Here is a 23,464-nt window from a genome sequence, read left to right as displayed (position 1 = left end):
TGAATATACAGTAAACTCCGTGCATGAGAAACAAGCTGTTCACAAGCTGGCCTCCCAGCTCGATGCTTGTTTGTCCTGCCCATCCGATTTCTCCTTGACGGGTAAACCGTCCCCCGCTGGTCAACCTGTGCGGGGGCCTTGATGCATGCCAAGCAGATAGGCTTTTTCAAGCCCAGCCTCGCGGTTGGGCTTTTTTTTGTCCACGCGACATTCGTGATGAAGCCTCGTGCAGCTCCGCTTCTTTTCGTCCGGGCGCGAGGCTATAGTCGGCCAGCACTGTCACATAGCAGTCACTGCAATCTCCCGCTCTTGCTGCTCGCCCAGATCCCGAAAAGGACGCCCGTGCCGGATTCCCTGACCTCCGAGTTGACCAGTTACTACGACACGGTGCCCTATGACTCGCATCCGTTTCCACAGTCGGCGATGGAGCATCTTGAAGCCCTGGCCTTTCTCTTCGGCCTCGACGTTCCTTCTCCCGCAACGGCCCGCGTGCTGGAGCTCGGCTGCGCGGCCGGCGGCAACCTGATTCCCTTTGCGGCGCGCCACCCCGAGGCACGTGCGATCGGCGTCGACCTGTCTGCGGTGCAGGTGGCGCAGGGCATGGCGGCCATCGAGCGTGCGGGGCTGTCGAACATCGAGCTCAAGGTCTTCAATCTTGCGGACATCGATGCCTCGTTCGGCGAGTTCGACTACATCGTCTGCCACGGCGTCTACAGCTGGGTGCCGGGCCCGGTGCAGGACGCGATCCTGCGCATCTGCCGCGAGAACCTCGCGCCCGACGGGGTGGCCTACGTGAGCTACAACGTGTACCCGGGCTGGAAGGCGCGCGAGATCGTGCGCGACGCGATGATCCTGCGCGGCGGTCCGCGCGACACGCCCGAAGAAAAGCTGTCCTATGCGCGCGGCATGCTCGACTTCCTCGAGCAGTCGGCTCAACCTGGCAGCGTGCTGAAGAAGACGCTCGAAGAGGCGATGCCCATCGTGCGCAGCGCCAACAGTTCGTACCTGCTGCACGAGTTCCTCGAGCCGTGCAACGCACCGTGCTACTTCAAGGAGTTCGTCGCGCGTGCCGAGGCCCGTGGCCTGGCCTACCTGTGCGACGCGGAGCCGTCGACGATGTTCGTGCAGAACTACGGCGACAAGGTGCGCGACCCGCTGCTGCGCGAATGCGGCGGCAGCCAGGTGGTGATGGAGCAGTACCTCGATTTCCTGGTCAACCGCACTTTCCGCCAGACCTTGCTGGTCAGGCAGTCGCGGGCCCGGAGCATCCGCTACAAGCTGGACCCCGCGCGCATCCGACAGCTCGAATTCGCCGGCATGTTCAAGACCGAAGACGGCGCAGCCTTCACGCTCGATGCCCGCGAGCAGCCGTGCGTCGCGATCCGGAACCTCAAGGTCACGATGCGCTTGCCCGCGCAGAAGGCCGTGGCGCATTTGCTCGATGCGCGCTATCCAGCCTCGATGTCCGCGTCGGCCCTCGTCGAGGCCGCGGCCGGGCTCATGGGGCAACCGGTCGCGGCCGTCGAACCGGTCGTCATGGCAATGGTCGAGGAACTGCTGATCCTCGGCGCCTTGCGCGTCAGGCGTACGCCGGTGCCCACGGCCGATGCGGTCTCCAGCCTGCCGCAGGCACTGCCCGCGGTGCGGGGCGCCGTGGGCTTCGTGCAAGGGGGCAGTGCCACGACCAGCGCTTGCAACCAGTGGCACGAATACGTGACGGTGTCGGTGCTCGAGCGGAGCCTGCTGCCCCTGCTCGACGGCACGCACTCGCACGACGCCCTGGCCGAGCACCTCGAAGCGGAGGTGCGCAGCGACCGCCTGCGCTTCGTTCAGGACGACAAGCCACTGACCGACCCGCCGGTGGTCAAGGAATTTGCCCGCAAGCAGGTCGCGCTGGCGCTCGACGCACTGCGCCGCAAGGCGCTGCTGACAGCCTGACCTGCACACCGTACGTCACTCGTTTTCTTCATCACCACACCTACAAAGGAGATCCTCGAATGCAACGAATCCACTGGACCCCCAGGCTGCGCGCTGCAGCCACCGCGGTGCTCGCGCTGGCGGCCGCCGGCGCGTCGAACGCCGCATCGGTGGCGCCGGTCGCGGCCGAGAACGGCATGGTCGTGAGTGCGCAGCACCTGGCCACCAAGGTCGGCGTCGACGTGCTCAAGCGCGGCGGCAACGCCGTCGACGCGGCGGTGGCCGTGGGCTACGCGCTCGCGGTGGTGTACCCTGCGGCCGGCAACCTCGGCGGCGGCGGCTTCATGACCGTGCAGCTGGCCGACGGGCGCAAGACCTTCCTCGATTTCCGCGAGAAGGCGCCGCTGGCCGCCACGGCCAACATGTACCTCGACAAGGACGGCAACGTCATCAAGGGCCTGAGCACCAAGGGCCACCTCGCGGTGGGCGTGCCGGGCAGCGTCTCGGGCATGGAGTACGCGCGCGAGAAGTACGGCACCATGAAGCGCGGCGAACTGCTCGCCCCGTCGATCCAGCTGGCCGAGAAGGGCTTCGCGCTGCAGCAGGGCGACATCGACCTGCTCGGCACCGCCACGGCCGATTTCAAGGAAGACCCGGCGTCGGCCGCCATCTTCCTGAACAAGGGCGAGCCCTACAAGGTGGGCGACAAGCTGGTCCAGAAAGACCTGGCAAAGACGCTGCGCGAGATCAGCACCAAGGGTACCGACGGCTTCTACAAGGGCTGGGTCGGCAGCGCCATCGTGGCGTCGAGCCAGGGCGGCAAGGGCCTGATCACACAGGCCGACCTCGACCAGTACAAGACGCGCGAACTCGCGCCGGTGGAGTGCGACTACCGCGGCTACCGCGTCGTGTCGGCGCCCCCGCCCAGCTCGGGCGGCGTGATCATCTGCGAGATGCTCAACATCCTCGAGGGCTATCCGCTCAAGGATCTGGGCTACCACTCGGCACAGGCCGTGCACTACCAGATCGAGGCCATGCGCCACGCCTACGTGGACCGCAACAGCTACCTGGGCGACCCCGACTTCGTGAAAAACCCGCTCGATCGCCTGCTCGACAAGGGCTACGCCGAGAAGATCCGCGCCGTCATCGACCCGAAGAAGGCCGGCGTCTCGAAGGACATCAAGCCCGGCGTCGCGCCGCATGAAGGCAGCAACACCACCCACTACTCGATCGCCGACAAGTGGGGCAACGCGGTCTCGGTGACCTACACGCTGAACGACTGGTTTGGCGCCAAGGTCACGGCCGCCAAGACCGGCGTGCTGCTGAACGACGAGATGGACGACTTCACCTCGAAGGTGGGCGTGCCCAACCTCTACGGCCTGGTGCAGGGCGAGGCCAACAAGATCGAGCCGGGCAAGCGCCCGCTGAGCTCGATGAGCCCGACCATCGTGTCCAAGGACGGCAAGCCGGTGATGGTGGTCGGCACGCCGGGCGGCAGCCGCATCATCACCGCGGTGATGCTGACCATGATCAACGCCATCGACTACGGCATGAACGTGCAGGAAGCCGTCGACGCACCGCGCTTCCACCAGCAATGGCTGCCCGACGTCACCAACGTCGAGACCTACGCACTGAGCCCCGACACGCGCAAGATCCTGACCGACATGGGCCACAACCTGGGCGTGCCGCAGCCGGCCAACCACCTGGCGGCGATCATCGTCGGTGCGCCGTCGCTGGGCGGCAAGCCGGTCGGCAACAACCGCTTCTACGGCGCCAACGACCCGCGCCGCAATACGGGCCTGGCGGCAGGCTACTGATCCTGCGGCAAACTCGAAGGCGGTCGTGCCCTTGACGGCGCGGCCGCTTTTTTCATTTCCCATGCACCTGCAAGACATCCTATTCACCCAGGGCTTCGGCACGCGCCGCGTGTGCGCGGGCCTTGTCCAGCAAGGCCTCGTGACCATCGACGGCAAGGCGGTGATCGACCCCTTCGCCGATCTCGACCCCGAGGGCCTTCAGTACACAGTGCAGGGCACCCCGTGGGCGTACCACGAGAAGGCCTACCTGATGCTGCACAAGCCGGCCGGCACCGAGTGCTCGCAGAAGCCGTCGACCTATCCGAGCATCTACACGCTGCTGCCGTCGCCGCTGCGCCTGCGTCCCAACAAGGGGGCGGTGCAAGGCGTGCAGGCCATCGGCCGGCTCGATCAGGACACCACCGGCCTGCTGCTGCTGACCGACGACGGCCAGTTCATCCACAAGATGGGCTCGCCCAAGCACCACGTGCCCAAGGTCTACGAGGTGACCGCCAAGCATCCGGTGGACGAGGCGCAGATCGCGAAGCTGCTGGCCGGCGTGGTGCTCGACGACGACCCGAAGCCGGTGCGTGCGGCTGCCTGCGAGTCCGACAGCCCGCTGCACCTGCGGCTCACGCTCACCGAGGGCAAGTACCACCAGGTCAAGCGCATGCTGGCGGCGGTCGGCAACCGGGTCGAGGGGCTGCACCGCTCGCGCATTGGCGACCTGGTGCTGCCCGCCGACCTCGCTCCGGGGCAGTGGCGCTGGCTGACCACCGCGGAGGTGGCTGCCCTGCGCGCGCCGGCCAAGCCCGCGAAACCGGCGGCATAGAGGGAAAAATAGGGAGAAAGCGGGAGAAAGGGCGCGTTCGCAGTCAGCCGGCCTTAAGCGCGGGCCGTTAACATTCCTAACTCTCTCTCGGAACCTTCCCTTGCGACTCCCTGCCCGACCGAACGGCCGCATCGCGGCCTTCCTGTTCTCCTGCCTGACAGCCCTGGCGGCATTCCCCGCCGCCGCCGCGCCGGCCGAACCGCCCCCGATCTTCGTGCTCAACTCGCTGGACGCCAATGTGAGCGTCATCAATCCGGTCGACTGGACCGAAAAGCAGCGCATTCCCACCGGCAAGGAGCCGCACCACATCTACATGACGCCCGACGAGAAGTCGGTCATCGTGGCCAATTCGGCGGGCGACTCGCTTACATTCCTCAACCCCCGCACGGCGGAAGTGCAGCGCGTGGTCTACGGCATCATCGATCCGTACCAGCTGCAGTTTTCGCGCGACATGAAGTGGTTCGTCACGGCCGGCAACCGCCTGAACCACGTCGACGTCTATCGCTGGGACGGCAAGGACCTGAAGCTGGCCAAGCGCATCGCCAGCGGCAAGACGCCCAGCCATATCTGGATCGACAACACCAGCACCATCGCCTACGTGACGATGCAGGACAGCGACGAGATGATCGCCGTCGACCTGCCGACGCAGACCATCAAGTGGCGTGTGGCCACTGGCACCATGCCGGCCGACATCTTCGGCGTGCACAACGACAAGACGCTGCTCGTGGGCCTGACCGGCAGCGACGGCGTGCAGGTGTTCGACGTGGCCGGCGCCGAGCCCAAGCTGGTCGGCAAGATTCCCACCGGCAAGGGCGCCCACGCCTTCCGCTCGGCCGGCGACGGCAAGAGCGTGTTCGTGAGCAACCGGGTTGCCAACACCATCAGCCGTATCGACCTGGCGACGCTGAAGGTGATCGCCACCTATCCCGTGCCGGGCGGCCCCGACTGCATGGACGTGTCGGCCGACGGCAAGACGCTCTACGTGACCTCGCGCTGGGCCAAGAAGCTCAGCGTGGTCGATCTGGCCAGCAACAAGGTCGTGCGCCAGGTCAACGTCGGCCGTTCGCCGCACGGCGTGTGGACGCTGGATCATGCGAAACGCATCTAGGCGCGCTGGCGTTGCCGCCGCTGTCTCCATGGCCGTCCTGGCGGCGGCCCTGTCGCCCGGTGCATGGGCGGCCACGGAGCCGGCCGCCTGCGAAAAGCCCGTCTATCTGACCTTCGACACCGGCCACATGGGCATCGCGCCGCTCGTGGCCGATGTGCTCAAGCGGCAGGATGTGCGCGTCACCTTCTTCGCCGCCGCCGAGCGCACCCAGACCGACGGCGACAGCCTCGACGACCACTGGGCGCCCTGGTGGAAGGCGAGGGCGGCCGAAGGCAACGAGTTCGGCTCGCACACCTACGACCACTCGTACTGGCGCGCCGACGTGAAGGGCACGCCGCCGAGCTTCCGCATCAAGCCCTCGGCCGGTCCGCAGAACGGCAAGGAGTCGACCTGGAGCGCGGCCGAGTACTGCGCCAACATCAAGAAGGCCTCCGACCGGCTGGCGGCAGTCACCGGCAAGAAGCCGCTGCCGCTGTACCGCGCGCCGGGCGGCAAGACCTCGCCCGCGCTGCTGGCCGCTGCCGAAGGCTGCGGCTACAAGTACGTGGGCTGGGCGCCGGCCGGCTTCCTCGGCGACGAGCTGCCGAGCGAGAAATTCAGCAACGCGAAGCTGCTGACGCAGGCACTCGACACCATCCGCCCCGGCGACATCCTGCTCGCGCACCTGGGCATCTGGTCGCGCAAGGATCCGTGGGCGCCGGCCAACCTCGAACCGCTGATCGTCGGCCTGAAGGCCAAGGGCTTCTGCTTCCGCACGCTGCGCCAGCATCCGGACTTCAAGGCCTGGATCGCATCCCACCCCTGAACGAGTTCTTGCCGTGATCGACTGGCTGACAGACGCTTTTTCCGCCATGCAGGGCTGGTTCTTCGAAACCGCCGTGCAGCCGCTGGTCTACGCCGTCGGCCTGGGCGGCTGGACCGAGGACGCCTTCGACGCCACCGGCTGGCTGCTGGTGGGCGTCATCCAGATCCTGGTGCTGATCGCGGTCATCGGGCCGCTGCAGCGCTGGCGTTCGGTGGAGCCGGTGGTCGACCGCCATGCGATCCGCATCGACGTGCTCTACACGCTGATCCACCGGCTCGGCCTGTTCCGGCTGGCGCTCTTCTTCACGCTGCAGCCCTTCTTCGACGACGCCCTGGGCGCGCTGCGTACGGCGGGGTGGGGCACCTTCCACCTCGACGAGGTGTGGCCCGGCGTGACCGACGTGCCGGTGGTCGCCTTCGCCATCTACCTCGTGGTGCTCGACTTCGTCGGCTACTGGATCCACCGCGGCCAGCACCAGTTCAACTGGTGGTGGGGCCTGCATTCGCTGCACCACTCGCAGCGTCAGATGACGATGTGGAGCGACGACCGCAACCACCTGCTCGACGACATCGTCCACGACACGCTGATCGTCATCGTGGCGCAGCTGATCGGCGTGGCGCCGGGGCAGTTCATCGCCTTCGTCGCCTTCACGCAGCTCAGCGAGAGCCTGCAGCACGCCAACCTGCGGCTGAGCTTCGGCGCCATCGGCGAGCGGCTGTGGATCAGCCCGCGTTTCCACCGGCTGCACCACAGCATCGGGCTGGGCCACGAATCGAACGGCCGCAGCACGCTCGGCGGCCACAACTTCGGTGTGCTGCTGCCGTGGTGGGACATGCTGTTTCGTACCGCCAACTTCGAGAACCGCTACGACCCCACCGGCATCCGCGACCAGGTCGAGCCCGGTGCCGACGGCCGCGTGCGCGAATACGGCCGGGGCTTCTGGGCCCAGCAGTGGCTCGGCCTGAAGCGAATGGTCGGTCGCGGCTGAGGGGCTCCGGCCCCTGACAGCTCCGTTCGAGGCGTTATCCTCGCTGCCTCATGCGCCTGCTCCTCGACTCCTTCTGGCGCGCGGTCGCCTATTGCATGCTGCCGCGCGTGATCGTGCTGTCGCTGCTTCCGCTGGGGCTGATGATCGTGCTGGCCTCGGTGCTCGGCTACTTCTATTGGGACGCGGCAGTGAACTGGACGCGCGGCGCGCTCGATGCCTGGCCGCTGCTGTCGAGCTTCTGGGCCTGGATCGGCCGTCTCTTCTCGGGCGACATCACTTCCGTGCTGGCCGCGCTGGTCGTGGTGTTCGCAGCCACGCCGGTGATCGTGGTGGTCTGCCTGCTGATCGTGGCCGGCCTGATGGCGCCGGCCCTGACCAAGCTGGTGGGCGCGCGGCGCTTTCCGGCGCTCGAGCAGAAGAAGGGCGCCTCGTTCTTCGGCAGCGTGGCGCGTTCGCTCGGCGTGACCATCCTGGCGCTGATCGCCCTCGTGGTGTCGATGCCGCTGTGGCTCATTCCGCCGCTGGTGCTGATCCTGCCGCCGCTCATCTGGGGCTGGCTCACCTACCGCGTGATGAGTTTCGACGCGCTGGCCGAGCATGCCAGCCCCGAGGAGCGCGCCGCGCTGTTCCGTGCGCACCGGCTGCCGCTGCTGTGCATCGGCGTGCTGTGCGGCTACCTGGGCGCCGCGCCCAGCATCGTCTGGGCCTCGGGCCTGCTGTTCGCCGCCGCATTCTTCGTGCTGGTGCCGATCGCCATCTGGATCTACACGCTGGTGTTCGCCTTCTCGGCGCTGTGGTTCGCTCATTACTGCCTCGATGCGCTCGCGCAGCTTCGCGCCCAGCGCGCGGCTGCGGAGGCTTCGGCCGTCGGTGGCGGCACGCCGGCCATCGAGGCCGACGAAGCCAGCAAGGCCGCTCTTTCCCAATGGGGTTCTCCATGACACGCGCATTCGGTCTCATCGTCGTGGGCGACGAGATCCTTTCCGGCAAGCGCGCCGACAAGCACATGGCCAAGGTCATCGAGCTGCTTGCCGCGCGCGGCCTTCAGTTGAGCTGGGCCGAATACGTGGGCGACGAGCCCGAACGCATCACGGCGGCGCTGCAACGCGCCTTCGCCTCCGGCGACATCGTCTTCTCGACCGGCGGCATCGGCGCCACGCCCGACGACCACACCCGCCAGTGCGCCGCCAAAGCGCTGGGCGTGCCGCTGGCGCTGCACCCCGAGGCCGAACTGCTGATCCGCGAGCGCATGCAGGACACGGCGCGCGAGCAGGGCCTGCCTTACGAGCCCGACCGGTCCGACAACGTGCACCGGCTCAACATGGGCGTGTTCCCGCAGGGCGCCGCGCTCATCTACAACCCGTACAACAAGATCCCGGGCTTCAGCGTAGCCGACGTGCACTTCGTGCCGGGCTTTCCCGTCATGGCCTGGCCGATGATCGAATCCGTGCTCGACGGCCGCTATGCCGACCTGTTCACCCGCGACGCCGTCGCCGAGAAGTCGGTGATCGTTTTCGGTGCCATGGAGGCCACGCTGACGCCGCTCATGCAGGCCATCGAGGCCACCCATGCCGGAATCAAGGTGTTCAGCCTGCCCAGTGTCGACCATCCGACTTACGGCCGGCACATCGAGCTGGGCGTGAAGGGCAGTCCCGACCGGCTCGATGCCGCCTACGCCCAGCTGATCGAAGGGCTGCACAGCTTTGATGCCAAGCTTGGCCCTGAATTGGTGCGTTAAAAACGATTGCACCAAAATAGTGAATTCCCGCCTTTATTTGGGTTCCGCAGCGGCCACCGAAGCCTCATCGAACGAGGTGACAATGGCACAGAAACTGCATCCCACGTCCCTGTATTCCTAACCACCATCCAACTCAGGAGAAACTGATGGCAAAGACCGTCGCCGATGTACTCAAGCTCGTCAAGGAAAACGAGGTCAAGTTCGTCGACTTCCGCTTCACCGATACCCGCGGCAAAGAGCAGCACGTGACCGTGCCGGTCTCGGCTTTCGATGAAGACAAATTCACCTCGGGCCACGCATTCGACGGCTCGTCCATCGCCGGCTGGAAGGGGATCGAAGCTTCGGACATGCAGCTCATGCCCGACCCCAACACCGCCAACATCGACCCCTTCTTCGAAGAAACGACGCTGATCCTGACCTGCGACGTGATCGATCCCGCCGACGGCAAGGCCTACGAGCGCGATCCGCGTTCGCTCGCCAAGCGCGCCGAGGCATACATGAAGGCATCGGGCCTGGGCGACACCGCCTTCTTCGGTCCGGAACCCGAATTCTTCGTGTTCGACGGCGTGCGCTGGAAGAACGACATGTCGGGCTGCTTCGTGAAGATCGAATCCGAAGAAGCCTCGTGGAACACCGACAAGGAATACGAGCACGGCAACACCGGTCACCGTCCCGCAGTCAAGGGCGGCTACTTCCCGGTTCCCCCGGTCGACAGCTTCCAGGACATGCGCTCGGAAATGTGCCTGGTGCTCGAATCGCTCGGCATCCCGGTCGAAGTGCATCACCATGAAGTGGCCAACGCCGGCCAGATGGAACTCGGCACCAAGTTCAGCACGCTGGTCCAGCGCGCCGACTGGGTCCAGCTGCAGAAGTACGTGATCCACAACGTGGCCCACGCTTACGGCAAGACCGCCACCTTCATGCCCAAGCCCATCGTCGGCGACAACGGCTCCGGCATGCACGTGCACCAGTCGGTCTGGAAGGACGGCAAGAACCTGTTCGCAGGCGACGGCTACGCAGGTCTCTCGGACTTCGCCCTGCACTACATCGGCGGCATCATCAAGCACGCCCGTGCCCTGAACGCCATCACGAACCCCGGCACCAACAGCTACAAGCGCCTGGTGCCCGGCTTCGAAGCCCCGGTGAAGCTGGCCTACTCGGCCAAGAACCGCTCGGCCTCGATCCGCATCCCGTTCGTGGCCAACCCGAAGGGCCGCCGCGTCGAAGCGCGCTTCCCCGATCCGCTGATGAACCCGTACCTGGGCTTCGCCGCGCTGCTGATGGCCGGTCTCGACGGCGTGGAAAACAAGATCCATCCGGGCGAAGCCGCCAGCAAGGACCTGTACCACCTGCCGCCGGAAGAAGACGCGCTGATCCCGACCGTCTGCCACAGCCTCGACCAGGCCCTGGAATACCTGGACAAGGACCGTGCGTTCCTGACCAAGGGCGGCGTGTTCACCGATGCCTACATCGACGCGTACATCGAACTGAAGATGCAGGAAGTCACGCGCTTCCGCATGGCGACGCACCCCGTCGAGTTCGACATGTACTACTCGCTGTAATTGGGCTCGCCCCCAGGCTGCGCGCACTTCGTGTAGCTTCGCCTACCCCCTACCGGGGGCGATACCTGCGGCCCGGCGGAGCCGGTTCCGCGGTATCTCTCGCAGGGGGCAGGGCCTGGTGTAAGCCTGATGGGTTATGGAAGGACGGCCTGGCCGTCCTTTTTCTTTGGGGTGGAACATCTGGTCACTATTGCCGTCGAATTGCACGAAAATGCCCCTTTGTCGCCGCTCTCCACCGATACACATGAAGACTGCTTCCCTCATTTTTCTGGCCGGTTCACTGATCGCGCTGCCGGCGCTCGCGCAGGAGCGTGTCTGGCGTTGCGGCAACGAGTACACCAACAACGCCACCATCGCCCAGCAGAAGGGCTGCAAGGTCATGGAAGGCGGCAACGTCACGGTGGTGCAGGGCACGAAGTCTTCGGGCGGCGGTTCTGCTTCGTCGTCGGCTGGCTCTTCCGCGGCGCGTTCGCCGGCAGGCAGCCCGCGCGTGGAAGGCGTCGACCAGCGTGCCCGTGACGGCGAGGCGCGTTCGGTGCTCGAGGCCGAGCTCAAGAAGGCCGAGGCGCGCCAGGCCGAGCTGCAGAAGGAATACAACAACGGCGAGCCCGAGAAGCAGGGCAGCGAAGGCCGCAACTACCAGAAGTACCTGGATCGCGTCGCCGAAATGAAGGCCGAGCTGGCTCGCAACGAGAGCGACATCGCCGGCATCCGCCGCGAAATCGGCCGCCTGCCGAACAAGCAGCAGCCCCAGTAAGACGTCATGGTGTTCGGGAAGAAGGCGGCCGGCGCCAACTCGCGCTTCCAGTCCTTCGACCTGCTGTCCACGATGATCGCCGTGGTCAACAGCAACGGCTCCGTGCTGTTCGCCAACGCAGGCCTCGAAGACGCACTGGGCACCTCGCGCCGCACGCTCGAGGGCTCGCAGTTCGGCGCATGCTTCCATGAGCCGCAGGTGCTGCGCACCGCCATCGACGGCGCGAGCAGCAACGACTTCGCCACGCTGCGCTACGAGGCCTTCCTGCGTCGCGTGAACCACGAGCTGATGCCGGTGCAGGTGTCCCTCGCGCACGGCGAGAAGAAGGGCGAGCTCATCATCGAGATGTCGCCGCTCGAGCAGCAGGTGCGACAGGACCGCGAGGAGCGTCTCATCGACCAGGCGCAGGCCAACAAGGAGCTCATCCGCAACCTCGCGCACGAGATCAAGAACCCGCTGGGCGGCATCCGCGGTGCGGCGCAGCTGCTGCAGATGGAGGTCGAGTCGCGCGACCTCATCGAATACACCCAGGTCATCATCCACGAGGCCGACCGGCTGCAGACGCTGGTCGACCGTCTATTGGCACCGCACCGCCGCCCGCACGTGGTGGGCGACGTCAACATCCACGAGGTGTGCGAGCGGGTGCGCTCGGTCATCCTGGCGGAGTTTCCGCGCGACCTGCACATCGAGCGAGACTTCGACGTCTCGATTCCCGAGTTCCGCGGCGACCGCGAGCAGCTCATCCAGGCCACGCTCAACATCGCGCACAACGCGGCGCAGGCGCTGGCCGAGCGCCGCGCGGCGGGCGATGCGCAGATCACTTTCAAGACGCGGGTGGCCCGCCAGGTGATCTTCAACAAGCAGTGGTATCGATTGGCATTGGAATTGCATGTAATCGACAATGGACCGGGTGTGCCGGACACGATCAAGGACCGCATCTTCTATCCGCTCGTATCGGGCAGGGAAGGCGGGACCGGGCTGGGATTGACGCTCGCACAAACTTTTGTGCAACAGCATCACGGCGTGATCGAGTGCGACAGCGTCCCGGGCCGAACCGATTTCAAGATATTGATACCGCTGCCCTAGCGCAGCCACCGGCAACAGAGGAGATGCATGAAGCCGATCTGGATAGTTGATGACGACCAATCGATTCGCTTCGTGCTCGAGAAGGCTCTGCTGCGCGAAGACCTGCCCACGCGCAGTTTCACCAACACGCGCGAGGTGTTGGCAGCACTCGAACAGGCCGCCGACGACGATCAACTCGCGCCACAGGTGCTGGTGAGCGACATCCGCATGCCCGGCGGCTCCGGGCTCGACCTGCTCGACAAGATCAAGGCCCTGCATCCGGGCCTGCCCGTCATCATCATGACGGCGTTTTCCGACCTCGACAGTGCCGTCTCGGCCTTCCAGGGCGGCGCCTTCGAATATCTGCCCAAGCCTTTCGACCTGCCGCGCGCGGTCGAGCTCATCCGCCGCGCCGTCGACGAGAGCCAGCGCGAGGAGGTGGCCGAGGAGCGCATGGTCGCTGCTCCCGAAATGCTGGGCCAGGCGCCCGCCATGCAGGACGTGTTCCGCGCCATCGGCAGGCTCTCGCAGAGCAACGTCACGGTGCTCATCACCGGCGAATCGGGCTCGGGCAAGGAGCTGGTGGCGCGCGCGCTGCACAAGCATTCGCCGCGTGCCAACGGGCCGTTCGTGGCCATCAACACCGCTGCGATCCCCAAGGATCTGCTGGAGAGCGAACTCTTCGGCCACGAGCGCGGCGCCTTCACCGGCGCGCAGACCATGCGCCGCGGCCGCTTCGAGCAGGCCGAGGGCGGCACGCTCTTCCTCGACGAAATCGGCGACATGCCCTTCGACCTGCAGACGCGCCTGCTGCGCGTGCTGAGCGATGGGCACTTCTATCGAGTGGGCGGCCACAACTCGGTGAAGGCCAATGTGCGCGTCATCGCCGCGACCCACCAGGACCTGGAGCAGCGCGTCAAGCTCGGCGGCTTCCGCGAAGACCTGTTCCACCGCCTCAACGTGATCCGCCTGCGCCTTCCGGCACTGCGCGAACGCGGCGAGGACGTGCCCGCGCTCACGCGCCACTTCCTGCAGGTGAGCGCGCGCCAGCTCGGCGTGGAGCCCAAGCGCATTTCCGACGCGGCCCTGGCCAAGCTCGCGGCCTTCAGCTTCCCGGGCAACGTCCGCCAGCTCGAGAACATCTGCCATTGGCTGACGGTGATGGCACCGGCACAACTGATCGAGGCGAAGGACCTGCCGCCCGAAGTGATGGCTGTCGGTGTCGGCATCGGTGCCGAAGCTCATGCGGCACCCGAGGCGTCGGTGGCCGCCGCGCCGGCTGCGTTTGTTCAGCCCACGGCATCGCTGCCGGTGGCAGGCGGTGAATCGTTGCCCGCCGCGCATGCGGTCTCCGAGCATGTCGACACCCACGCCCATGCTGGCACCGTCAGCGGCTGGGAGAGCGGCCTGGAGGCCGAAGCCCAGGCATTGCTGGCGGCCGGCCGCACCGACGTGTGGGACGTGCTCTCGCGCCGCTTCGAGTCGAGGCTGATCCTCACCGCGCTCGCCAACACGCGAGGCCGTCGCATCGAGGCCGCGCAGAAGCTCGGCATAGGCCGCAACACCATCACCCGGAAGATCCAGGAACTCGGCATCGAATGAAAAAGGCCCCTCAGGGCCTTTTTCAATTCAGGGGCTGCGCTAGCGGCTTCGTTGTCCCAGGGTGAGCGAATCGATCTGGAACTTGTCGCTCCGGTCCCAGAGCCAGGTGTCGACGTAGGTGTGGCCGCCCAGCTTGCCCGGATTGGGCAGGGGAGACGCGGCCTTGATCAGCTCCGCGATCATCGGCGGCACTTCGGGCGCATGGCTGGGCGTGCGGCTGAAGGTGACGTTGACCACGTTGCCCGCCGCGTCGATGTCGGTCTCCACCACCACTACGGCATATACCAGTGGCGGGATCTTCCCCTTGTAGATGCGGTTCGCGTACTTGTTGTAGAGGTGGCGCGCGCCGATCTTGCGGTAGGCCCGTACCACGGGCGTCTGCGCCGTGATGAGCCGTACCGTCGGCACCTCGCGGTTGCCGGGCGCGGTTTCGCCGGTGGGCGAGGTCGCCGTGCCCTTGTCGCCTTCTTCCGTCTTGTCGGCCGGCTTGAGCAGCGAGCACGCCGCGAGCGACAGTGCCACCGCAACGACCGCCAGGTTGCGGCCGGTCCGAAGGAGCGTCGAGCGCATGGGTTCAGCCGCCCCGGTCGAGGTCGAGCACCACCGGCGCATGGTCGCTCGGCTTTTCCCACTTGCGCGGCACGCGGTCGACGATGGAGCCCTTCACGTGAGGCACCAGCGGCTCGCTCACCAGGATGTGGTCGATGCGCAGCCCGCGGTTCTTTTGGTAGCCCAGCATGCGGTAGTCCCACCAGGAGTAGCTCTTCTCGGGTTGGTCGAACATGCGGAAGCTGTCCTTCAGGCCCAGGTCGAGCAGCGCCTTGAAGTGGTTGCGTTCCTCGGTCGTGTGATGGATCGTTTCCTTCAGGCCGACGGGGTCGAAGCTGTCGCGGTCTTCGGGCGTGATATTGAAGTCGCCCAGCAGCACGAGGTCGGGGTTGTCCGCAAGCTCCTTGCGCAGCGAGTCGCGCAGCGCGTCGAGCCACTTCATCTTGTATTCGAACTTGTCGGTGCCCGGCGCCTGGCCATTCACGAAGTAGCCGTTGACCACGCGCAGCGGACCCGAGGGCGTGTCGACCGTGGCAGCGATCACGCGCGACTGCTCGTCGGTGAAGCCGGCAATGTTCTTCACCACGTCGCGCACCGGCGCGAGGCTCAGGATGGCGACGCCGTTGTAGGTTTTCTGGCCGAACACCGCGGCCTCGTAGCCGGCCGACTTGAGAACGTCGAGCGGGAATTTGTCGTCCGTCATCTTGAGCTCCTGCAGGCAGAGCACGTCGACCGGGTTGGCGGCGAGCCAGTCGAGCACATGCTGCAGGCGTGCGGTGAGGGAGTTGACGTTCCAGGTGGCTATGCGCAAGTGATTCTCCAGGGGGTGATTGCGCCGATTTTTATCAGCGATGAATCGGTTCTTCCGATTTTCGGCCGTCCGGCTTTGTATCCGGTTGTCGCTTTCCCCCGTCGTGGATGCCCCCGGGGAAGAGCAGGACTGCCGCCGGCATGGTGCCACACGCGACGGACAGTCCACCGGGGATGCTCAGCGCAGCAGCCCTTTCTCGTACCAGCCCCTGGACCGGTTCACGACGGCGACGACGGCCAGCATGACCGGCACTTCGATGAGCACGCCGACGACCGTGGCCAGCGCGGCGCCCGACTGGAAGCCGAACAGGCTGATGGCCGTCGCGACGGCGAGCTCGAAGAAGTTGCTCGCGCCGATGAGCGCGGACGGCCCGGCGACGCAATGCTCGACGCCGAGCTTGCGGTTCAGCAGGTAGGCGAGCCCCGAGTTCAGGACGACCTGGCACAGGATCGGAACGGCCAGCAGTGCGATCACGAGCGGCTGCGCGATGATCGCCTCGCCCTGGAATGCGAACAGGAGCACCAGCGTCAGCAACAGCGCGCCGATGGACCAGCGGCCGAGCCGGGCGCCCACGGCCTGCAGGTGCGCCTGGCCCTTCTTCAGGAGCTGCCGGCGCAGCGCCTGGGCGATGACGACCGGAACCAAGATGTAGAGCCCCACCGAGATCAGCAGCGTGGCCCACGGCACCGTGATCGACGACAGCCCCAGCAGGAGCGCCACCAGCGGCGCGAACCCCACGACCATCAGCGCATCGTTGAGCGCGACTTGCGACAGCGTGAAGTACGGATCGCCGCGGCAGAGCTGGCTCCAGACGAAGACCATGGCGGTGCAGGGCGCCGCGGCGAGCAGGATCAGGCCGGCCACGTAGCTGTCGAGCTGGTCCGCGGGCAGCAGCGGCGCGAATGCGTGGCGGATGAAAAGCCAGCCCAGCAGCGCCATAGAGAACGGCTTGACGCCCCAGTTGATCGCCAGCGTCACGCAGATGCCGCGCCAATGCGCCTTGACCTGTCCCAAGGCCCCGAAGTCGATCTTCAGGAGCATCGGCACGATCATCACCCAGATGAGCAGGCCCACCGGCAGGTTGACCTTGGCGACTTCAAGGCGTGCCACTGCCTGGAACGCTGCCGGAAACCATTGGCCCAGGGCCACGCCCGCGACGATGCACAACCCCACCCACACGGTGAGATAGCGCTCGAAGCCGCCTATCGAAGGCGGCGCGGCGGTTGGGTCCGCGTGGTGCGGTGCGATGGACGACATCGCGCTTCAGGACCTGGCCAGTTCGCGGGCGGTTGCCTGCAGCACCATCCGGTCGAGACTGGCTGCCGGCAGGTTCACCAGCAGGTCCAGGCGGTGGCGGATGGCGTGCAGGGTCCGGCGGAAGGCTTCGCGTTTGCGGTCGTCGTCGCCCGCGACCTCGGAGGGATCGGGGTAGCCCCAGTGCGCCGTGGCCGGTTGCCCGGGCCAGTAGGGGCAGGCCTCGCCCGCCGCGTTGTCGCACACTGTGACGACGAGGTCCATGCGGGGCGCATCCGGCTTTCCGAACTCGTCCCAGCTCTTGCTGCGCAGGCCCGAGGTGTCGATGCCCGCCTTGCGCAGCACCTCGATGGCCATCGGGTTGGGCTGCTGATTCGCGCGTGGGCTGCTGCCGGCCGAGTAGGCCTTGAAACGCCCGGCGCCGATGTCGTTCAGTACCGCTTCGGCGAGGATGCTTCGGGCGGAGTTGTGCGTGCAAAGGAAGAGCACGTTGAGCGGGGTTGTGTTGGTGTCGGTCATGGGACGAGGCTTTTCTTCGTTGTTCAGCAGCAGGCGCCGGCCTTGCCGGGCGCGACACTGCAGGCTGCGGCTTGTTCGCGCGGCTTGCCGTGGACGGGTACCGAGTCGAGCGTGCGGTAGTGCTCCCAGGCGATGCCCTGCGGGTCGGTCACCCAGTGCTTCTCGCTGCGCGCGTAGCAGCACCGGGTTTCGCCTTCGTCGAGCAGCGACCGGTCGGCCTGCTCGGCGCGCGAGCGCAGCTCCTGCAGTTCGCCCTCGTCCTCGGCCTGGATGCCGAGGTGGTCGATGCCCTTGCCGTTTCCGAAGGTCGAGATGGCGAAATTCACGCGCGGGTCTTCGAGCATCCACTTCGCGTAGTCCGCCTCGACGCGTGCGGGTTCCGCGGCGAACAGGCGGGAATAGAACGCAATGCTCCGCTCCAGGTCGTCGACATGCAGGTGAACGTGGAATCGCTTCATGGGGTTGCTCCTTGGCTGTTGCAGGACTTGGCTTTGTCGTCCACGGCGCAGGCGGCGCCGGCGCAGCAGTTCTCGGTGAGGAAGCCCAGCAGTGCATTCATCTGCCCGAACTCAGCGCGGTAGACCAGGTTGCGGCCGTTGCGCTCCTGCGTGATGAGGCCGGAGTTCGTCAGCTCCTTCAGGTGGAACGACAGGCTGGTGGCCGGCACGCCCATCGCTTCCACCAACGCCCCGGGCGTCAGGCCCTCGGGGCCGGCCACGACGAGGGCGCGAAAGACGCGAAGGCGCAGGGGCTGGGCAAGCGCTGCGAGGGATTGAATGACTTTTGATTCTTCCATGATTCGAGAATATTTGAATTATCGAAGAGATGCAAGCCCCAAAAAGATTCCGGCTCCCTTCGCACCCTCCTGGAGGGTGCGCGATGGCGCAAGCTAGGCTGCCCCTGCCGCGGCTCCCGCCATGAAGAGTTCCAGGCAGAGCGGAGAAGCCAGCCGTGGCGCCGGCGCCGGCTCGCTCGCATGCTCCGACAGCATGGCCTTGCCGACGGTGTGCAGGCCGCGCGCGACGGCGATCGGAGCCAGGCCGGCGCGCAACTGCCCGTGACCATGGGCGATCGTCATGACGCGACCCAGGCGCTGGATGGTTCGGGCCATCGTCTCTTCCAGTTGCGCCAGGGAGGCCGCGCCGAGCTCCGATCGCACGCCGTGGCCCAGCACCAGCTGCACCTGCTGCCATTGGCGTGTAGTGCCCACGCATCGCTCCATCTGTTGCCACAGCTGCAGGCGCAACAGCCGAAGCGGCTGCGGATGCCGGCAATAGCTCTCGATGTCCGCTCCGATGTCGAGCGGCCACTCGAGCCCGGAGATCACTTCCGAGACCAGCGAGGGCTTGTCCGCGAAGTGCCAGTACACGGCGCCGCGCGTCACCCCGGCGCAGGCGGCCACGTCCTCCAGGGTGGTCGCGCGCACGCCGCGCCCGGCAAATGCAGCCAGCGCCGCTTCGACGATCCGCGCGCGCGTGAGCTGTGCTTCAGACTTGGTCTGCCGGGCCACGAGCTGCCCTCATGGCGTCGCCCGGGAGTTCTTTTCGGAAGGCGCCTCGGCCACGGGAATGGACGCGCCCGTGGACTCGTTCCACCCTCCACCCAGCGTCTTGTAGAAGGTCACGAGGTTGGTGAAGCGCGACAGCCGGGTGCCGATCAGGTCCTGCTGGGCGGCGTAGAGCGAGCGCTGCGAGTCGAGCACGCTGAGGTAGCTGTCCACGCCGCGCCGGAAGCGCGCGTCCGACAGCCGGTAGCTCTCCGCCGTCGCGTTCACCAGCGACTGCTGCGCATCGAGCTGGCGCCCGAGCGTGTTGCGTTGCGCCAGCGCGTCCGAGACTTCGCGGAATGCGGTCTGGATCGCCTTCTCATACTGCGCCACCGAGATGTCGCGGCTCACCGTGGCGATCTTCAGGTTCGCGCGGTTGGCGCCGCCATCGAAGATCGGCAGCGAGACCTGCGGCGCGAAGCTCCAGCTGCCCGAGCCACTCTTGAACAGGCCCGAGAGTTCGCTGCTCGACGTACCGGCCGACGCGGTGAGGCTGATGCGCGGATAGAAGGCTGCGCGCGCAGCACCGATGTAGGCATTGGCCGCCTTGAGGTCGCGCTCTGCCTGCAGGATGTCGGGGCGGCGCTGCAGCAGCTCCGAGGGCAGCCCCGGCGGAATGGTGGCCAGCGGATTCGCGGCCGCCGTCGTGCCGTCGGGCAGGGCTTGCGGCAGCAGTTCTTCCGGCACCTCGGTGCCCACCAGCAGCACCAGCGCATTGCGGTCCTGCGCGACTTGCGCGGTGTAGCGCTCGACATCCACGCGCGCCGTGTCCACGCTGGTCTGCGCCTGGCTCAACGTGAGCGCCGAGGCTGCGCCAAGTTCGAAACTGCGCTGGTTGAGGCGATAGGAGTCGCTCTGACTCTGCAGCGTGTCGCGCGCGAGCTTCAGCCTGTCCTGGTCGGCGGCGAGCGTGAGATAGCTGGTCGCCACTTCGGCCACCAGGCTGATCTGCGTGCTGCGGCGTGCTTCCGACGTCGACAGGAACTGCTGCAGCGCCTGCTCGCTCAGGCTGCGCACGCGGCCGAACAGGTCGATCTCGTAGGAGCTGAATCCGAGCGATGCGCTGTACTGGCGCGTCGTGGCGGTGTCGCCCGAGAAGGTGCCGCTGCTGCTCCCGCTGGCACTCGCGTTCACGGTGGGGAAGAGTGCGGCGTCCTGCACCCGGTACTGGGCGCGGGCCTTCTCGATGTTGAGCACCGCCACGCGCAGGTCCCGGTTGTTGGCAAGGCTCATCTCGATCACGCGCTGCAGCGACGGATCGGTGAAGACATCGCGCCAGCCGAGGTCGGCCACGGGCGTGGATGCGGGGCCGTCAGCGTCCGTGTCGCCGGAGAACCTTCCGGCAACGGGTGCCGCGGGCTGCTGGTAGGCGGGCATCAGGCTGCAGCCGGCCATCAGGGCTGCGAGCGCGAGCGGTGTAAAGCGGAACAGGTTCATGACAGACACCTCAGGATGCGGCCGCAGCCGGTTGCGCATGCGCGGCGGGGGCGGAGGGGCCGCCCTTGAAGAGGCCGCGCACCAGCACGAAGAAAAGCGGCACGAAGAAGATCGCGAGCACGGTGCCCGACAGCATGCCGCCGATCACCGCCGTGCCCAGCGCGTGCTGCGCGCCGGCTCCCGCGCCGCTGCCCAGCACCAGCGGCAGCACGCCGAGGATGAAGGCCAGCGACGTCATGAGAATGGGGCGCAGGCGAAGGCGCGCCGCTTCCAGTGCCGATTCGACGAGTCCCTTGCCCTGCGCGTGCAGGTCCTTCGCGAACTCGACGATCAGGATGGCGTTCTTCGACGCGAGCCCGATGGTGGTGAGCAGGCCCACCTGGAAGTACACGTCGTTCATCTTCCACGTCAGGATCGCGCCGACCAGCGCGCCGAGCACGCCGAGCGGCACCACCAGGATCACCGAGAACGGGATGGCCCAGCTCTCGTAGAGCGCTGCGAGGCACAGGAACACGATCAGGATCGACAGTGCGTACAGCAGGCCGGTTTGCCCGCTGGACGCCTTCTCCTGGCGCGACAGGCCGGTCCATTCGTAGCCGATGCCCGGCGGCAATTGCGCGACCGCCGCCTCGACGATGGCGAGCGCGTCGCCGCTCGATGCGGCTCCCGGCATCGCCATGCCCAGGATCTCGACGGAGGGAACCCCGTTGTAGCGCTCCAGGCGGGGCGAGCCCGAACTCCAGCCGGCCTTGGAGAAGGAGGTGAAGGGCACCATCGTCCCGGCGCTGTTGCGCACGTACCAGCGGTCGATGTCCTCGGGCAGCATGCGGTACTGCGCATCGGACTGCAGCATCACCTTCTTCACGCGTCCCTTGTCGATGAAGTCGTTGACGTAGCTGCTGCCCCAGGCGGCCGAGAAGGTGTCGTTGATGTCCGACATCGAGAGGCCCTGGGCCTGCGCCTTGTGCGGATCGATCTCCAGCCTGAACTCGGGCGTGTCCTCCAGGCCGTTGGGGCGCACGGCCACCAGGCGCTTGTCCTTCGACAGCGTGCCGAGCAACTGGTTGCGCGCCTGCATCAGCGCCTCGTGGCCGAGGTTGGCGCGGTCCTGCAGCATCAGGTCGAAGCCGGTGGCGTTGCCGAGTTCGGCGACGGCCGGCGGCGCGAAGGCGAACACCTTCGCGTCGCGGATCGTGTTGAAGAAGGCGCCGGCCTTCGCCGCCACGCCCGTCACGCTCAGCGCCTCGCCCTTGCGTTCGTCCCAGGGCTTGAGCTTGATGAAGGCGAAGCCCGTGTTCTGCCCGCTGCCCGCGAAGCTGAAGCCGGCCACGGTGAAGAGGCCCGAGACGGCGTCCTTCTGGTCGACCAGGAAGTGATGCTCCACCTGGCGAACGACTTCCTCGGTGCGCGCGTTCGTCGCGCCCGGCGGCAGCTGCACCAGCGCGAACATCGTGCCCTGGTCCTCGTCGGGCAGGAAGCCCACCGGCAGCTTCATGAAGCCGAACACCACCACCGCCAGCAGCACCGAGTACAGCACCATATAGCGCCAGCCCTTGCCGACCATGTGCCGCACGATGCCCTGGTAGCGACGGTTGCCGCGGTCGAAGCTGCGGTTGAACCAGCCGAAGAAGCCGGTGCTCGCCATCGCGTGGCCCTTGGGCACCGGCTTGAGCAGCGTTGCGCACAGGGCCGGCGTGAGCACCAGCGCCACCAGCACCGACAGCGTCATCGCCGAGACGATGGTGATCGAGAACTGCCGGTAGATCACGCCCGTGGAGCCGCCGAAGAAAGCCATCGGCACGAACACGGCAGCCAGCACCAGGGCCACGCCCACCAGCGCGCCGGTGATCTGCCCCATCGACTTGCGCGTGGCCTCCCTGGGCGAAAGGCCTTCCTCGGTCATCACGCGCTCGACGTTCTCGACCACCACGATCGCGTCGTCCACCAGCAGGCCGATGGCGAGCACCATCGCGAACATCGTCAGCGTGTTGATGGTGAAGCCGAAGGCCGCGAGCACGCCGAAGGTGCCCAGCAGCACCACCGGCACCGCGATGGTGGGGATCAGCGTGGCGCGGAAGTTCTGCAGGAAGAGATACATCACCAGGAACACCAGCACCACGGCCTCGATGAGCGTGCGCACCACTTCCTCGATGGAGATCCGCACGAAGGGCGTCGTGTCGTAGGGCTTCTGTACCTTCATGCCCTGCGGGAAGAACTTCTCGAGCTCCGCCACCCGCGCGTCGACGGCCTTGACGGTGTCGAGCGCATTCGCGCCCGCGGCCAGCTTGATGGCCAGGCCGGCGGCCGGCTTGCCGTTGTAGCGGCCGACCGTGTTGTACGACTCGCTGCCGAGTTCGATGCGGGCAACGTCGCGCAGGCGCACCTGGGCGCCGTTGGTCTGCGTGCGCAGCAGGATGTCCTCGAACTCCTGCGCGGTCTTCAGGCGCGTCTGCGAGGTGATGGTCGCGTTGATCTGCTGGTTGCCGGCTGCCGGCATGCCGCCGAGCTGGCCGGCCGACACCTGCGCGTTCTGCGCAGTGATCGCGTTCTTCACGTCCAGCGGCGTGAGGCTGAAGTTGGCGAGCTTGTTCGGGTCGAGCCACACGCGCATCGCGTACTGCGAACCGAAGAGGGTGGTGTCGCCCACGCCTTCGACGCGGCTGATGGCTTCCTGCACGTTCGCTGCCACGTAGTCCGACAGGTCGGAGCCGTTCATGCTGCCGTCTTCCGAGGTGAAGGCCAGCACATTGAGGAAGTTGGTGGCCGACTTCGTGACGGTCACGCCCTGCTGCTGCACTTCCTGCGGCAGCAGCGGCGTGGCCAGCGAGAGCTTGTTCTGCACCTGCACCTGCGCGGTGTCCGGATCGGTGCCGTTGTCGAAGGTGAGCGTGATGGTGACCGAGCCCGACGATTCGCTGGTCGATGCCATGTAGCTCAGGCGGTCCAGCCCCTTCATCTTCTGCTCGATGACCTGGGTGACGGTGTCCTCCAGCGTCTTGGCGGACGCGCCGGGGTAGTTGGCGGTGATCGCGACGGCGGGCGGCGCGATGCTCGGGTACTGCGCGATCGGCAGCGTGGCGATGGACATTGCGCCGCCCAGCATCACGATGATGGCGAGCACCCACGCGAAGATGGGGCGGTCGATGAAGAAGCGTGCCATGACGGTCTCTCGTGATCG

General features: G+C 66.6%; 21 protein-coding genes. 12 read left to right on the top strand and 9 right to left on the bottom strand.

The features are described 5' to 3' along the window. Positions 1-342: 342 nt before the first annotated feature. From EJO71_RS24455 to ntrC, 12 genes are all read left to right on the top strand, one after another. Positions 343-1,938 (top strand): class I SAM-dependent methyltransferase, encoded by a 1,596-nt coding sequence (locus EJO71_RS24455; protein ID WP_171022420.1) that lies wholly within the window; start codon positions 343-345, stop codon positions 1,936-1,938. A 59-nt stretch (positions 1,939-1,997) separates the two neighbouring features. Further along, complete coding sequence (gene ggt / locus EJO71_RS24450) at positions 1,998-3,734, top strand: gamma-glutamyltransferase (RefSeq protein WP_125950991.1); 1,737 nt, start codon at positions 1,998-2,000, stop codon at positions 3,732-3,734. Positions 3,735-3,795: 61 nt separating this feature from the next. Continuing rightward, positions 3,796-4,545 (top strand): 16S rRNA pseudouridine(516) synthase, encoded by a 750-nt coding sequence (locus EJO71_RS24445; RefSeq protein WP_125950992.1) that lies wholly within the window; start codon positions 3,796-3,798, stop codon positions 4,543-4,545. A gap of 100 nt (positions 4,546-4,645) precedes the next feature. Further along, complete coding sequence (locus EJO71_RS24440) at positions 4,646-5,653, top strand: beta-propeller fold lactonase family protein (protein WP_125950993.1); 1,008 nt, start codon at positions 4,646-4,648, stop codon at positions 5,651-5,653. After that, complete coding sequence (locus EJO71_RS24435; RefSeq protein WP_125950994.1) at positions 5,637-6,458, top strand: polysaccharide deacetylase family protein; 822 nt, start codon at positions 5,637-5,639, stop codon at positions 6,456-6,458. The genes EJO71_RS24440 and EJO71_RS24435 overlap by 17 nt, the downstream gene beginning before the upstream one ends. Positions 6,459-6,471: 13 nt before the next feature. Beyond that, on the top strand, positions 6,472-7,446 hold the full coding sequence (locus EJO71_RS24430; protein ID WP_125950995.1) for a sterol desaturase family protein: 975 nt from the start codon (positions 6,472-6,474) through the stop codon (positions 7,444-7,446). A gap of 50 nt (positions 7,447-7,496) precedes the next feature. Then, positions 7,497-8,387: an EI24 domain-containing protein gene (locus EJO71_RS24425; protein WP_125950996.1), complete on the top strand. Its 891-nt coding sequence runs from the start codon at positions 7,497-7,499 to the stop codon at positions 8,385-8,387. Further along, positions 8,384-9,184: a molybdopterin-binding protein gene (locus EJO71_RS24420; protein WP_171022419.1), complete on the top strand. Its 801-nt coding sequence runs from the start codon at positions 8,384-8,386 to the stop codon at positions 9,182-9,184. Before EJO71_RS24425 ends, EJO71_RS24420 begins: the two co-directional genes overlap by 4 nt. A gap of 146 nt (positions 9,185-9,330) precedes the next feature. Continuing rightward, positions 9,331-10,746 (top strand): type I glutamate--ammonia ligase, encoded by a 1,416-nt coding sequence (gene glnA / locus EJO71_RS24415; RefSeq protein ID WP_081271312.1) that lies wholly within the window; start codon positions 9,331-9,333, stop codon positions 10,744-10,746. 244 nt (positions 10,747-10,990) lie between these two features. Continuing rightward, entirely contained in the window at positions 10,991-11,503 is a 513-nt protein-coding gene (locus EJO71_RS24410) for a hypothetical protein (RefSeq protein ID WP_125950998.1), read from the top strand. A gap of 6 nt (positions 11,504-11,509) precedes the next feature. Further along, on the top strand, positions 11,510-12,589 hold the full coding sequence (glnL, locus tag EJO71_RS24405; RefSeq protein ID WP_093199118.1) for a nitrogen regulation protein NR(II): 1,080 nt from the start codon (positions 11,510-11,512) through the stop codon (positions 12,587-12,589). 27 nt (positions 12,590-12,616) lie between these two features. Further along, positions 12,617-14,170 carry a nitrogen regulation protein NR(I) gene (gene ntrC, locus EJO71_RS24400; RefSeq protein ID WP_125950999.1) on the top strand — a complete coding sequence of 518 codons (1,554 nt, stop codon included), beginning with the start codon at positions 12,617-12,619 and terminating at the stop codon, positions 14,168-14,170. A 39-nt stretch (positions 14,171-14,209) separates the two neighbouring features. On the opposite strand, the gene EJO71_RS24395 is transcribed toward ntrC, so the two are convergent. From EJO71_RS24395 to EJO71_RS24355, 9 genes are all read right to left on the bottom strand, one after another. Beyond that, positions 14,210-14,740 carry a hypothetical protein gene (locus EJO71_RS24395; protein ID WP_125951000.1) on the bottom strand — a complete coding sequence of 177 codons (531 nt, stop codon included), beginning with the start codon at positions 14,738-14,740 and terminating at the stop codon, positions 14,210-14,212. Between the two features lie 4 nt (positions 14,741-14,744). Beyond that, positions 14,745-15,530: an exodeoxyribonuclease III gene (gene xth / locus EJO71_RS24390; RefSeq protein ID WP_125951001.1), complete on the bottom strand. Its 786-nt coding sequence runs from the start codon at positions 15,528-15,530 to the stop codon at positions 14,745-14,747. Between the two features lie 177 nt (positions 15,531-15,707). Continuing rightward, positions 15,708-16,787, bottom strand: coding sequence for an ACR3 family arsenite efflux transporter (gene arsB, locus EJO71_RS24385; RefSeq protein WP_125951002.1), 1,080 nt, complete (start codon positions 16,785-16,787; stop codon positions 15,708-15,710). A gap of 6 nt (positions 16,788-16,793) precedes the next feature. Next, the gene (locus EJO71_RS24380; RefSeq protein ID WP_125951003.1) at positions 16,794-17,303 is read right to left on the bottom strand and encodes an arsenate reductase ArsC; all 510 of its coding nucleotides are present in this window, start codon (positions 17,301-17,303) and stop codon (positions 16,794-16,796) included. A gap of 23 nt (positions 17,304-17,326) precedes the next feature. Then, the gene (locus tag EJO71_RS24375; RefSeq protein ID WP_125951004.1) at positions 17,327-17,761 is read right to left on the bottom strand and encodes an ArsI/CadI family heavy metal resistance metalloenzyme; all 435 of its coding nucleotides are present in this window, start codon (positions 17,759-17,761) and stop codon (positions 17,327-17,329) included. After that, positions 17,758-18,099: a metalloregulator ArsR/SmtB family transcription factor gene (locus EJO71_RS24370; protein WP_125951005.1), complete on the bottom strand. Its 342-nt coding sequence runs from the start codon at positions 18,097-18,099 to the stop codon at positions 17,758-17,760. The genes EJO71_RS24375 and EJO71_RS24370 overlap by 4 nt, the downstream gene beginning before the upstream one ends. Before the next feature lie 93 nt (positions 18,100-18,192). Further along, positions 18,193-18,813 (bottom strand): TetR/AcrR family transcriptional regulator, encoded by a 621-nt coding sequence (locus EJO71_RS34975; protein ID WP_125951006.1) that lies wholly within the window; start codon positions 18,811-18,813, stop codon positions 18,193-18,195. A 9-nt stretch (positions 18,814-18,822) separates the two neighbouring features. Beyond that, entirely contained in the window at positions 18,823-20,286 is a 1,464-nt protein-coding gene (gene adeC, locus EJO71_RS24360; protein WP_125951007.1) for an AdeC/AdeK/OprM family multidrug efflux complex outer membrane factor, read from the bottom strand. Between the two features lie 10 nt (positions 20,287-20,296). After that, entirely contained in the window at positions 20,297-23,446 is a 3,150-nt protein-coding gene (locus tag EJO71_RS24355; RefSeq protein WP_125951008.1) for an efflux RND transporter permease subunit, read from the bottom strand. Between the last annotated feature and the right edge of the window lie 18 nt (positions 23,447-23,464).

It is taken from the genome of Variovorax sp. 679 (assembly GCF_003952185.1).
Taxonomy (GTDB): domain Bacteria; phylum Pseudomonadota; class Gammaproteobacteria; order Burkholderiales; family Burkholderiaceae_C; genus Variovorax.
This window is presented reverse-complemented; position numbering and strand designations above follow the sequence as displayed.